The sequence below is a fragment of the Arthrobacter sp. Bi83 genome (genome assembly GCF_918698095.1).
Lineage (GTDB): Bacteria > Actinomycetota > Actinomycetes > Actinomycetales > Micrococcaceae > Arthrobacter.
Genome location: NZ_CAKKLY010000081.1, coordinates 1 through 11,229 on the forward strand (window position 1 = coordinate 1; position 11,229 = coordinate 11,229).

At 65.1% G+C, this 11,229-nt stretch carries 10 protein-coding genes; 3 read left to right on the plus strand and 7 right to left on the minus strand.

Annotated elements, in window-relative coordinates:
- Nucleotides 1-340: 340 nt before the first annotated feature.
- Entirely contained in the window at nucleotides 341-1,213 is an 873-nt protein-coding gene (locus tag LQ144_RS21950) for an NAD(P)-dependent oxidoreductase (RefSeq protein ID WP_230121367.1), read from the plus strand.
- Nucleotides 1,214-1,249: 36 nt separating this feature from the next.
- Nucleotides 1,250-2,281: an aldo/keto reductase gene (locus LQ144_RS21955; protein WP_230121368.1), complete on the plus strand. Its 1,032-nt coding sequence runs from the start codon at nucleotides 1,250-1,252 to the stop codon at nucleotides 2,279-2,281.
- Between the two features lie 71 nt (nucleotides 2,282-2,352).
- Here the strand turns inward: LQ144_RS21955 and LQ144_RS21960 are convergent, their stop codons facing one another.
- Genes LQ144_RS21960 through LQ144_RS21985 form a run of 6 tightly spaced genes read right to left on the minus strand, consistent with a single transcriptional unit; the run spans nucleotide 2,353 to nucleotide 8,581 of the window.
- A complete protein-coding gene (locus LQ144_RS21960; protein ID WP_230121369.1) occupies nucleotides 2,353-3,543 on the minus strand; it encodes a Gfo/Idh/MocA family oxidoreductase in 1,191 nt (396 codons plus the stop codon).
- Complete coding sequence (locus LQ144_RS21965; RefSeq protein ID WP_230121370.1) at nucleotides 3,528-4,226, minus strand: ThuA domain-containing protein; 699 nt, start codon at nucleotides 4,224-4,226, stop codon at nucleotides 3,528-3,530. The genes LQ144_RS21960 and LQ144_RS21965 overlap by 16 nt, the downstream gene beginning before the upstream one ends.
- Before the next feature lie 11 nt (nucleotides 4,227-4,237).
- Nucleotides 4,238-5,422 carry a Gfo/Idh/MocA family oxidoreductase gene (locus tag LQ144_RS21970; RefSeq protein WP_230121371.1) on the minus strand — a complete coding sequence of 395 codons (1,185 nt, stop codon included), beginning with the start codon at nucleotides 5,420-5,422 and terminating at the stop codon, nucleotides 4,238-4,240.
- Between the two features lie 27 nt (nucleotides 5,423-5,449).
- Nucleotides 5,450-6,355: a carbohydrate ABC transporter permease gene (locus LQ144_RS21975; RefSeq protein ID WP_230121372.1), complete on the minus strand. Its 906-nt coding sequence runs from the start codon at nucleotides 6,353-6,355 to the stop codon at nucleotides 5,450-5,452.
- The gene (locus tag LQ144_RS21980; protein WP_230121373.1) at nucleotides 6,355-7,257 is read right to left on the minus strand and encodes a sugar ABC transporter permease; all 903 of its coding nucleotides are present in this window, start codon (nucleotides 7,255-7,257) and stop codon (nucleotides 6,355-6,357) included. The genes LQ144_RS21975 and LQ144_RS21980 overlap by 1 nt, the downstream gene beginning before the upstream one ends.
- A gap of 4 nt (nucleotides 7,258-7,261) precedes the next feature.
- A complete protein-coding gene (locus LQ144_RS21985; protein WP_230121374.1) occupies nucleotides 7,262-8,581 on the minus strand; it encodes an extracellular solute-binding protein in 1,320 nt (439 codons plus the stop codon).
- A 303-nt stretch (nucleotides 8,582-8,884) separates the two neighbouring features.
- On the opposite strand from LQ144_RS21985, the gene LQ144_RS21990 reads away from it, so the two are divergent.
- Entirely contained in the window at nucleotides 8,885-9,934 is a 1,050-nt protein-coding gene (locus LQ144_RS21990; RefSeq protein WP_230121375.1) for a substrate-binding domain-containing protein, read from the plus strand.
- Nucleotides 9,935-9,978: 44 nt separating this feature from the next.
- On the opposite strand, the gene LQ144_RS21995 is transcribed toward LQ144_RS21990, so the two are convergent.
- The gene (locus LQ144_RS21995) at nucleotides 9,979-11,160 is read right to left on the minus strand and encodes an ROK family protein (RefSeq protein ID WP_230121376.1); all 1,182 of its coding nucleotides are present in this window, start codon (nucleotides 11,158-11,160) and stop codon (nucleotides 9,979-9,981) included.
- Nucleotides 11,161-11,229: the final 69 nt, after the last annotated feature.

Sequence of the window (11,229 nt, forward strand, 5' to 3'; positions counted from 1 at the left end):
GGGTATTGGTGGACCCCCGCATGGGGGAGTTTCTGGGATTCCATCAAGAAATTCCCGGGTTTTCATAAGGAAGGCCAGCAGGAAAACACACACCTGCCGGGGCCTGGGGGTCCCAAGGTTTTAGCCCTCGTAGTGTGTCTTAGCGGACCTGCCCGAGCTGCAGATCCCGGGTGGCTCCGGTTTTCCTAGGACTCACAGGGCCTGCCAGAAGGGCTGCGCGGGGGCACCCGCGCACCTAGGCTGGGTAGGAAGGTGACCGGCGGGACTCCGCCATGACAGTCCACACCCGGACCGGCCGTCAGACCGGGCCGGCCTGCAAACCAAGCCAGAGGAGACCACCATGAGAATTGCTGTAACAGGGGGAAGCGGAAAGCTGGGGCGCAGCGTGGTCCGCCGGCTCACAGAGGACGGGCACTCCGTCCTGAACCTGGACCGGGCGGGAGAGAGGAGCGCCGCGCATGCGGTCGTGGACCTGCGCAACTATGGCCAGGTACTGGACGTGGTCCTGGGCCTGGACGACCGCCACCGGGGGTTTGACGCAATCGTCCACCTCGGGGCGATCCCGGCGCCCGGGCTCGTGCCGGACGCCGCCACCTTCGAGAACAACATGCTGTCCACCTACAACGTGTTCCAGGCGGCCCGCAGGGCCGGCATCAAGAAGGTCGTGTACGCCTCCAGCGAGACGGTGCTGGGACTGCCGTTCGACGTCGACCCTCCCTACATCCCGGTGGATGAGGAATACCCGGCGAGGCCGGAAAGTACCTACTCGCTGGTGAAGCACCTGGAGGAGCAGATGGCGATCGAGATGACGCGGTGGGACCCGGAGCTCAGCATCACCGGGCTGCGGTTCTCCAACGTCATGGACCCCGAGGACTACGAGGAGTTCCCGTCCTTTGACGCTGACGCGACGCTGCGCAAATGGAACCTCTGGGGCTACATTGACGGACGCGACGGCGCCCAGGCGGTGGCGCGCGCCCTCGAGAGCGGGAAGCCCGGCTTTGAGGCGTTCATCATCGCCAACGAGGACACCGTCATGAGCCGCTCCAGCGCGAGCCTGGCCGCCGAGGTGTTCCCCAACGTCAAGGTAACCAGGGAGCTGGGCGAGCACGAGACCATGCTCTCCATCGACAAGGCCAGACGGCTCCTGGGTTTCGCCCCCGAGCACACGTGGCGGACCTACCACTCCAACCGCACCACCCCCACCGAAGACTGACCACCGAGAACTGACCACCGAGGACTGAGGAGAACCATGCAATACCGCACCCTGGGCAACAGCGGGGCCGTCGTGTCCAACTACGCGCTGGGCACCATGACCTTCGGCGCCGAGGCCACGGAGGAAGCGTCCCACGCCATCCTGGATGACTACGCGGCAGCCGGCGGCAACTTCATCGATACGGCGGACGTGTACAGCTCCGGCGTGTCTGAGGAGATCATCGGACGCTGGCTCGCGAAACGGCCGGAAGCCAAGGACCAGGTTGTCCTTGCCACGAAGGGCCGGTTCCCCATGGGGAAGGGCCCCAACGACCTGGGCACCTCCCGGCGCCATCTCACCAAGTCCCTGGATGATTCGCTCCGGCGCCTCGGCGTGGAGCAGATCGATCTCTACCAGATGCACGCCTGGGACCCCATCACGCCGCTGGAGGAGACACTGCGGTTCCTCAACGATGCCGTCAGCAGCGGGAAGATCGCGTACTACGGGTTTTCCAACTTTCTGGGATGGCAGCTGACCAAGGCCGTCCACCTTGCGAAGGCGCACGGCTGGAGCGCTCCCGTGACTCTCCAGCCGCAGTACAGCCTGCTCGTGCGGGAGATCGAGTCGGAGATTGTGCCCGCCTCGCTCGACGCGGGCATCGGGCTCCTGCCCTGGTCACCCCTTGGCGGCGGCTGGTTGTCCGGCAAGTACAAGCGGGACCAGCCGCCGGCCGGAGCCACCCGTCTGGGCGAGAACCCCACGCGCGGCATGGAAGCCTGGCAGGCCAGGAACGACGACGAACGCACCTGGGAGGTCATCGGAACCGTCGAGAAGATCGCCGCGGATCACGGCGTCAGTGCCTCACAGGTGGCCCTCGCGTGGCTCGCGGACCGTCCTGCGGTCACGTCCGTGATCCTCGGGGCCCGCACTACCGAACAACTGGCGGACAACCTGGCGGCGGCAGATCTTGAGCTGACCTCTGCGGAAACCGAGAGGCTGACGGAAGCCAGCCAGCCGCGCGTCGGGGTTTATCCGTACGGGCTGATGGCGCAGGAGCAGCGCAGCAGGAAGATTGCCGGCGGCCGCTAGGCAAATCCACAATCGCCCCGGTGGCTGAATGCCACCGGGGCGTTGTTGCGCGACCCTCTGAACTGACGATCCTATGACCTGACGGGTTGCGCGTCGTCCTGCCGGATCTCCTCGCCGGGCAGTGATTCCTCAGCCGGTTCCTCCGCCTCAGCCGGTTCCTCAGCCGCGGCCGGCCGGTTGAGGTCGGTCAAGGGCACCGGATCCGGCCTCACCGCCGTGCTCTGAATGGGGACGGCGGCTCCGCTGTGCGCTGATACGAGCATGGCTTCCATGATCTCGAGCGCGTGGAAGGCCAGGACCCCGCCGGCGCGCGGCTCGCGTCCCGCAGGCGTGCCGGCGAGGTCCGCTATGCCGAAGCCGCGGCCCGCATCGAGGTAGCCGGCGGACACCGGCAGCGTCTCCCAGGCGTCGGAGCCGAGCAGGAACAGCTGCACATCGCCGTCGAAATGGTTCGGATCCGGAACCACCAATGATCCTTGCTCGCCGTGGACCTCGATGTTGGGGGACTTGGACTGCACAGCGTCAAAGCTCATCACCAGCGTGGACAGCGCGCCCGAGGCATGAACCAGAATTCCGGTGACGTGGGAATCGGTGTTCACGGGGACCGTTTCGCCCATCCGCGGTCCTGACCCGATGGTGCGCGCGGGCCGGGTGTGGCTTGCGGCGCCAATCACGGACACCACCGGCCCCAGCAAGGTGACGAGGGCACTGACGTAGTACGGACCCATGTCCAGCAGGGGTCCGCCGCCGGGCTGGTAGTAGAAGTCGGGGTTGGGGTGCCAGCGCTCATGGCCTGGAGTCACCATGGTGGCGGTGGCCGAGACCGGTGCCCCGATGAGGCCGTCGTCGATGGCTTTTCTGGCGGTCTGGATGCCGGTGCCCAGGACCGTGTCGGGTGCACACCCGATGCTCACCCCCGCCTTGACGGCCGCCTCAAGCACCTGCCGGGCTTCCGCCACGTTCGCTGCCAGCGGCTTTTCTCCGTAGACGCTCTTGCCTGCTGCGATGGCCCTCAGCGCGATGTCCGCATGGGCTGCCGGAATGGTCAGGTTCAGGACAAGGTCAACGTCCTGGGCAGCCAGCAGTTCGTCGACGCTGACCGCCCGTACGCCGCCGTAGCTGTCCGCCACGGCCCGGGCCCTCGCGGGATCGAGGTCCGCCACCGCCACCAGTTCGACGCCGTCCAGCCTGCGGAAACTGGCGAGATACTGGGCGATGATTGCGCCACAGCCGATGATTCCTACTTTTAGCGACTTGCCCACAGCAGGCCCCTTTCAATGATCGTGCGGACGTTGGTGTCCTGAAGGATTTCCACCCGATGCCCCGGTGTGGCGACGAAGATGCGGCCTTCTCCCCACTGCCGGGTCCAGATCGCAGGGGAGGTCACTTCGCGGTGCCAGGGGTCCCATTCGCGGACCTTCTGGGTGGTGGTGGCGAGGACGTCGATGTAGTCGTCCGAGAGCACCCAGTACTGCTCGGTGACGAGGTCGAAGTCACCCAGGCCCTGGGTGATGGGGTGCTGGGCAGCGGCGGGAAGCATCCGGACGGTGTAGGGCACGTAGTTGTCCGACTGTTCCCCGGTGAGTTCGTCCGGGTGCTTTCCCGGATGGCAGGCGAATTGGCCGCCGATCAGGTGCAGGTAGTCGGAGTTGTTGCGGTACGAATCCGCGATGCCGCCATGCCAGCCGGCCAGGCCGGTGCCGTTTTCGACTGCGGCGCGCAGGCCGGCGAATTCTTCCTTTTCGATGGTGGTCATTGTCATGCACTGCATGATCAGGTCGACTCCGGACATGTACGCGCTGTCCGCATAGATTTTCGGGGACTCCTCCACGCGGACGTCGTACCCGTTGCCTTTGAGGAACGGGATGAAGAGTTCCGTGGCTTCGAACGGCTGGTGGCCGTCCCAGCCGCCGCGGACCACCAGGGCTGTCTTGGTTTCTGTCATGGGATGCTTCCTTAGTTTTTAACGTTGTGCCAGCGGCTGGAGTCGGCGGCGCTTGCCTCGACGGCAGCCAGGACCTGCTGCACCTGCAGTGCATCGGCGAAGGACGGTTCCGGCTGTCGGCCGGTTGCTATCGCGGTCACGAGATCCACCACCTGGTGCGTAAACCCGTGCTCGTAGCCCAGTCCGTGGCCGGTGGGCCACCAGTTGGCCGCGTACGGATGCTCCGGCTCGGTGACGAAGATCCGCCGGAAGCCGGCGTCGGGCGATTCGGTGGCGTCGTAGTACGAGAGCACATTCATCTCCTCGAAATCGAAGGCCAGTGATCCCCGGCTTCCGTTGACTTCCAGACGCATGGCGTTCTTCCGTCCCAAGGCGTAACGGGTGGCTTCGAAGCTCCCCAGCGGACCGCCGTCGAACCGTGCAGTGAACAGTGCGGCGTCATCCACGGTGACGGTTCCGCGGGGCGTGTCCGCGCCGGCGTCGCCGTGTCCGCCGAGTCCCACGAGATTGCCGGCGAGTGGCCTTTCCGGCACGAAGGTCTCCGTCAGGGCCGACACGCCGCTGATTCGTTGGCCCGTGATCCATTGTGCGGCGTCGATGCTGTGCGCACCGATGTCGCCCAGCGAGCCGGACCCTGACTTGGACTTGTCCAGCCGCCAGGTCATGGGGGCGTTTTCATCGCTGAGCCAGTCCTGCAGATACTGGGCCCGGACGTGCCTGAGGGTGCCGAGCCGCCCTTCGTCCACGAACCTCCTGGCGAGGGCAAGGGCGGGCGTCCTGCGGTAGCTGAAGCCGCACATCGAGAAGACGCCGCGGTCGGCCGCGGCTTGCGCCGCGTCCGTCATCCTTTCCGCGTCGGCCACGGAGTTGGCCAAAGGCTTCTCACACAACACGTGCTTGCCTGCTTCGAGGGCGGCGAGCGCTATCTCCGTATGAGTGTCCCCAGGCGTGCAGATGTCAATCAGGTCGATGTCGTCGCGTTCTATCAGGCGGCGCCAGTCCGTTTCGGTCGAGGCCCAGCCGAGCTTGGCGGCGGCTCCGTTCAGCGCTTCCGGGTTACGGCCGGCGACGGCGGTCAGTTCGGGTTGAAGCGGCAGGTCGAAAAACCTGGGCGCGGTCCGCCAGGCGTGGGAGTGGGCTGCACCCATGAAGGCGTAACCCACCATGCCGACGCGCAGCGTCTGTGCGGCTGTCATTGAGGTCCTTTCGTAAGGCCCGGCATGCTATTTGCTGAATCCGGCGGTCAGTCCGCTCAGCAGCTGCCGGCGGGCGACGACGTAAATCACCAGGAGGGGCAGGGTCGCCAGAACCACTGAGGCGAGAATGGCGGGGATGTTCACGCTGAACTCACCCTGGAACGCCCACAGCGAGAGCGGCAGCACCCTCGTGGACGGGCTTTGCGTCAGGATCAGCGGAAAGAGGAAGCCGTTCCAGACGTGCAGGGCGTTGTAGATGCCGACGGTGATGACGGCGGGCTTGGTCATGGGAAGTGCCAGCCGCCACAGCATGGCCCAGTCGGAGCAGCCGTCCAGGCGCATGGACTCGAACAGCTCGTTGGGCACATCCCGCATGAAGTTGGACAGGATGAGGACGGAGACCGGAATGGCAAAAGCCACGGACGGCAGGATCAGCGCCAGCAGGGTGTCGTACAGGTGCGCCCTGGTGATCATCCAGTAGATGGGGATGATGGTGGCATGGAGCGGGATGGCGAGACCCAGGAGGAACAGGTTGTTCGTCCAGTTCAGGAACCGGCTCTTGCCCCGGACGATTGCGTAGGCGGCCATGAAGGACACCACCAGGGCGGGGAGCACCGTTCCAACGGTGACAATGACGCTGTTGGTGAAGTACCTGACGAAGTTGTTGTCCAGCACCAGCTTGTAATTGTCCAGAGTGGGCTCCGCCGCCGGGAGCATCGGATTGGACGTGAAGAATCCCGCCTGGTTCTTAAGGCTGGTAATCACCACGTAGTAGATCGGGACGATGATAATCGCGAGCCAGAGCCAGCCGCCCGCGCCGCCCAGAAGGTTTGGACGCCGGCGTCCCAGCCCCTTCGTGCGGGAAGCCGGCGCTGCGGCGGGCGGGCCGGTGACGGTCGCCGGAGGGACAGGGAGCTGAGTCGTGGAGGCCATCAGGCACCTTCCAGTTGGCTTGCGTTGCGGTTCTTGCCGCCGAGGCGCTGCAGGAGGAGGGCAAGTCCAAGACCTATGACGATGAGGATGACGCCGAGGGCGCTGGCGGCTCCCATGTCATTGGCCTTGAATCCCGTCAGGTACATGTGCAGCGGCAGCAGCCGCGTACTGTAGCCGGGTCCGCCGCCGGTGAGCACAAAGATGAGGTCGAAGTAGGCCAGGCTGCCCACCACCATGAGCGTGGAGGACGTGATCATGGTGTACTTCAGCTGCGGCAGGGTGATGTTCCAGAACTGCCGGAACCGGCCCGCCCCGTCAATCTCCGCCGCTTCGTAGAGTGAAGCCGGGATCTGGCGCACGCCGCCCTGGTAGATCAGGGTGTGGAACGGGACGAATTGCCAGGCGATGACGAAGACCACGACGAACAGCACCAGATCGGAATTGCCCAGCCAGTCCTGGGTCAGCAGGGGCAAATGGAAACCGGGCCCCAGGCCGAAGTTGGGGTCGAGCAGCGCTTTGAAGGCAATCGCAACGGCAGCCGAGGAGAGAAGCAATGGCAGGAAGTAGAGGACGGCCAGGGCCGCCCGGTATTTCTGCCCGCCGGCGGTGAAGACGCCGAGCAGCAGGCTCACGGGCGCCTGGACAATGAATGAGAAGAACATGATCTTTGCTGTTACGAGAAGGGCGTTGCCGGTCACCGGATCCGTGAGGACTGTGGCCCAGCTGGACAGCCCGTCCAGCTTGATCTCCCGGAGACCGTCCCAGCTCGTGAAGCTGAGGAACACCACACCGAGGAGCGGAATCACGGCGAACAGCAGGAAGAAGACGAGGGCCGGCGCCGCCAGCCACCCCGAAGGGCCCGCGTCGCGGACCCTCCGGGCAGGAGAACTAAGGGAAGTCATGGTGCTACTTACCGATCGTGGCGTTCATTGTGGCGACGAACTGCTCGGGGCTGATTTTCTTCAGGAAGATCTGGTCCAGGTTGGACAGCATTGCGTCGCCCTGGGCAGGGCTGAGGGCCTGGTCCCAGGAGAGGGTGAAGCTCGGCGCGTTCTTGGCCATGCCGTAGACGAAGGTCAGGAAGTCCTTGTCGGGAGAGGCAGCGAGTTTGCTGTCGATTCCGTTGATCACGGGCACCGCTCCTGAGTCGATCAGGGCCTGGGTGTCGCCGTCGGTGAACATTCCGTCCTTGACGTAGTCCAGGGCGGCTTTCTTCTGGGCGTCAGTGGCCTTGGCCGAGATGGACCAGAAGTTGGACGGGTTGCCGACGACGTTGGCGGGATCGCCCTTGCCACCGGAAACGGTGGGGAACGTCGCGTAACCGAGCTTGCCGCCCTTGACGAAGTCGGCGGCGTCCTTCTTCATGCCCTGGTAGATCCAGCCGCCCTGCAGGACCATGGCGGCCTTGCCGGTGTAGAGCAGTGCCTGGTCGGCGTTGCTGTCGGCGGCGACGGAGGAGAAGCCGTTGATGAAGCCACCCGCGTCCACCAGCTCCTGGATCTTGGTCAGTGACTGGGCCACGGCGGGGTCAGACCAGGCATCGGGCTTGTTGGCGGCGATGTTCGCGAAGACCTCCGGGCCGCCGATGCGTTCTACGAGGTACTCGAGCCACATCAGGTCCGGCCACTTCGACTGCCCGCCGAGTGAGAACGGAGCGATGCCGGCTTCCTTGAATTTCGGCACGAGCGCCATGAGCTCATCCCAGGTCTTGGGTGCCTGTGCGCCGACCTTGTCGAAAACCTCCTTGTTGTAATACAGGACCACGGGCTGGACGTTGTTGTTCGGAAGGGCGTAAGTCTTTCCGTCCACTACGCCGTTCTTCAGCACCGAGGGGAGGTAGCGGTCCTTGACGTTAGGATTCTGTGCAACGAAGTCAGACAGGTCGGCCACCTGGCCGGCATCAACGTATGATTTCAGCACTCCGCCGCCCCAGCCGTAGATGAAGGTGGGCCCTTCTCCAGCGCCCACAGCCGTCCGGACCTTGGTCTTGTAGGCATCATTGGCGAAGAAGTCGAGCTTGATGGACTTGTCAGCGTTGGCCTGGTTCCAGGACTCCACTGATTTTTGCAGGACAGGCTGGTTGCCGCCGGTCAGACCCCACATGGTTGCCGAGTCGCTGCTGACATTGGAACCGGCAGGACCGGCAGAGCCGCAGGCGGCCAGACTCAGCGCCACTCCCGCGGCGGAAAATGCCAGTGCAGCCGAGCGCAACTTTCGAATGTTCATTTCGCTTCCGTTCATCCTCCGGGCGCAACGCTGGTACCCGGTAACGTGTGAAGTGGGCCGCCGGCGTCGACTCCGAGGCGGGCGGTCCATTCGTGTGTGGTGGCGCAGCCGCAGAGTAAGGATTTCGAAACATTTCGAAACTATTGCGGCCGGTGAGGTAAATCTAGCCGTGAGCGCAGTCACAGTCAAGCGATTTTCGGCAAAACAACTCGGGATGCCTGTTCGGTTGTTGACCGGCACGGTTCATCCGAGGCAAGATGATGGCAGCGAAATATTTCGAAAGAACTCGAGGATCCCTTGTCTATGACCGTTCGGCCGGAGAAACCGACCCTTGCAGCCGTTGCCTTGCGTGCCGGCGTGTCAGCTCCCACCGTGTCCAAGGTTGTCAACGGCCGGGAGGACGTCTCGCCCGATACTCGCGCCAGGGTACTTGCGGCGCTGGAGGCGCTGGGATATCAGTCCCCTGTGCAGCGGCGCACGACCGCCCCGGGGCAGACCGTCGTCGAGGTGGTTTTCGACGCACTGAACTCCGCTTATGCGGTGGAAATCCTCAACGGGGTGCTGGAGTATGCCGGGACCACGGACGTCGAAGTGGTCCTGAGCGTAACCAGCCAGGTGACGGGTGCGGCGCTGAGCGCGGCGCTGAGCCCCGAACGCCGCGCCCAGAGGATGGTGGATGCCGGCCGCAGCGGCATGATCGTGGTGACGTCCGCCTTCAGCGCCGCGCAGCTTCATGCCTTTCGGCGCCGGAAGATCCCGGTGGCGGTGATTGACCCCCTGAACCCGCCACCGGCTGATGTTGTGAGCGTCGGTGCCACCAATTGGGCGGGCGGCAAGGCCGCGACGGAACACCTGCTCCAGCTCGGTCATTCGCGCATTGGTTTCCTTGGCGGCCCGGAAGCTGCCGAGTGCAACCAGGCGAGGCTGCACGGCTACATGGCGGCCCTCATGGCAAAAGATGTGACGGTGGATCCTTCGTACGTCCTGTCAGGAAGCTTCCGCTCGGATCACGGAGCCCGGGGCCTGAAGGCACTGCTGTCCCTCGCCGAGCCGCCCACTGCCATTTTCGCAGCGAGCGACAGCATCGCACTCGGCGTCCTCGGCGAAGCCCGGCGGAACGGTTTGCGGATTCCGGAGGATCTGAGCCTTGTGGGATTCGACGGGACCTACCAGGCGGAGGAATCCATTCCGCCGCTCACGTCCGTGGCGCAGCCCCTGCAGGAGATGGGCCGTGCGGCACTGCGCGCGGTGCTGCGGCAGCTCCACGGCGAAGCTCTCGATTCCCAGCGGGTGGAGCTGGCCACGCATCTTGTTGTGCGTGAATCAACCGCTGCGCCGCGTGAAGCTCATTGACTCTTAAAGGTCAATGAACGGTCTCCGGACCGGACGCCGCGCGATCACGTCGAGGCCGGGGCGCCACTGCGGGCAGCTGCCGAGACCGGGGCCGCGGGCAATGGGCCCGCGCTGGCGGGATCCGCCAGGAACTGGGCGAAGGCAAGTTCTGCCGCCCCGATCATCATGAGGTCAGCGCCCAGTGCCGCCCGGTAGATCCTGGCTTCTGCCGCCGGCCCAGCCATTGCCCCGGACCGGACCAGATTTTCCAGCGTCCCGGGCGACAGGCTGTGCAGGATCCCCAGAAATCCGTCCAAGATGATGACCTCCGGGTTGAAGATGTTGACAGCGTTCCGCAATGCCGTGCCCAGATACTCCAGCTGGCGTTCCACTTCCCTGGCCACTTCGGGGCTGCCGGCATGCCGCAGCGCATGCTCCAGCTCTGCGGCGTCCCCGCCGGCGAGCCCGGCCAGTTCGAAGAGCCGGGATTGCGAGACCTCCGTTTCCAGGCAGCCGGTGGCTCCGCAATGGCAGGAATTGCCCGCCGTCCGGACGAACGTGTGGCCGAGTTCGCCCGCGTAGCCGCTGGCCCCTCGAAGCAGCGTGCCGCCAGCGATCACGCCGCCGCCGATGCCGCTGGCCCCGCCGTTGAGGTAGATGAGGTTTTCCCGGCCGGCTCCGGCACCAAAGAGGAGCTCGGCTTCGGCCGCGAGGGAGGCATCATTGGCGGCGTGGCAGGCATACCCCGTCGCCTCGGCCAGCATCCGGGCCACCGGCTCGTTCCGCCAGCCAAGGTGCGGCGCGTGCCTGACGATTCCATCGGCTTGGTTGACCAGGCCGGGCACTGCCATGCCTGCGCCCGTGATCCGGTAGGACGTGTCCAGTTCAGAACGCATGCCCTCGATGACGGCGGCCGCGATGTTCACGGCTTCCGTGGCTGAAGGTATCCGCTCCGTGGGGAAGCGGATCTTTTTTTGGATCCGGCCCCCGAGGCTGACCAGCCCGATGGTTACCGCATCGATTTCCGGGTAGACGGCCAGTGCTGCAGTGGAGGGGCTCGGGCGGACTTCGGGGCTGGGCCTGCCCACCTGCGCTTCACCTGAGGGTGCGGACTCATACGCCAGCCCGAGCGCTACAAGCTGTCCGATCAGGGTTCCCACTGTGGACCTGTTGAGTCCCGTCCGCCTGGTGATCTGAGCACGGCTGAGGACCCGGTGGTGGTGCAGCATGGCGGTGATGAGGGCCAGATTGTTCCGCCGGGACGGATCGGCCTCGCTTCGGGCAGTTACGGGTTCGGGTGGCGGGAAGGAGAGGGG

Coding starts and splice junctions, on each gene's coding strand:
- LQ144_RS21950 (WP_230121367.1), top strand. CDS start 341: ATGAGAATTGCTGTAACAGGGGGAAGCGGAAAGCTGGGGCGCAGCGTG.
- LQ144_RS21955 (WP_230121368.1), top strand. CDS start 1,250: ATGCAATACCGCACCCTGGGCAACAGCGGGGCCGTCGTGTCCAACTAC.
- LQ144_RS21965 (WP_230121370.1), bottom strand. CDS start 4,226: ATGACAGAAACCAAGACAGCCCTGGTGGTCCGCGGCGGCTGGGACGGC.
- LQ144_RS21970 (WP_230121371.1), bottom strand. CDS start 5,422: ATGACAGCCGCACAGACGCTGCGCGTCGGCATGGTGGGTTACGCCTTC.
- LQ144_RS21975 (WP_230121372.1), bottom strand. CDS start 6,355: ATGGCCTCCACGACTCAGCTCCCTGTCCCTCCGGCGACCGTCACCGGC.
- LQ144_RS21980 (WP_230121373.1), bottom strand. CDS start 7,257: ATGACTTCCCTTAGTTCTCCTGCCCGGAGGGTCCGCGACGCGGGCCCT.
- LQ144_RS21985 (WP_230121374.1), bottom strand. CDS start 8,581: ATGAACATTCGAAAGTTGCGCTCGGCTGCACTGGCATTTTCCGCCGCG.
- LQ144_RS21990 (WP_230121375.1), top strand. CDS start 8,885: ATGACCGTTCGGCCGGAGAAACCGACCCTTGCAGCCGTTGCCTTGCGT.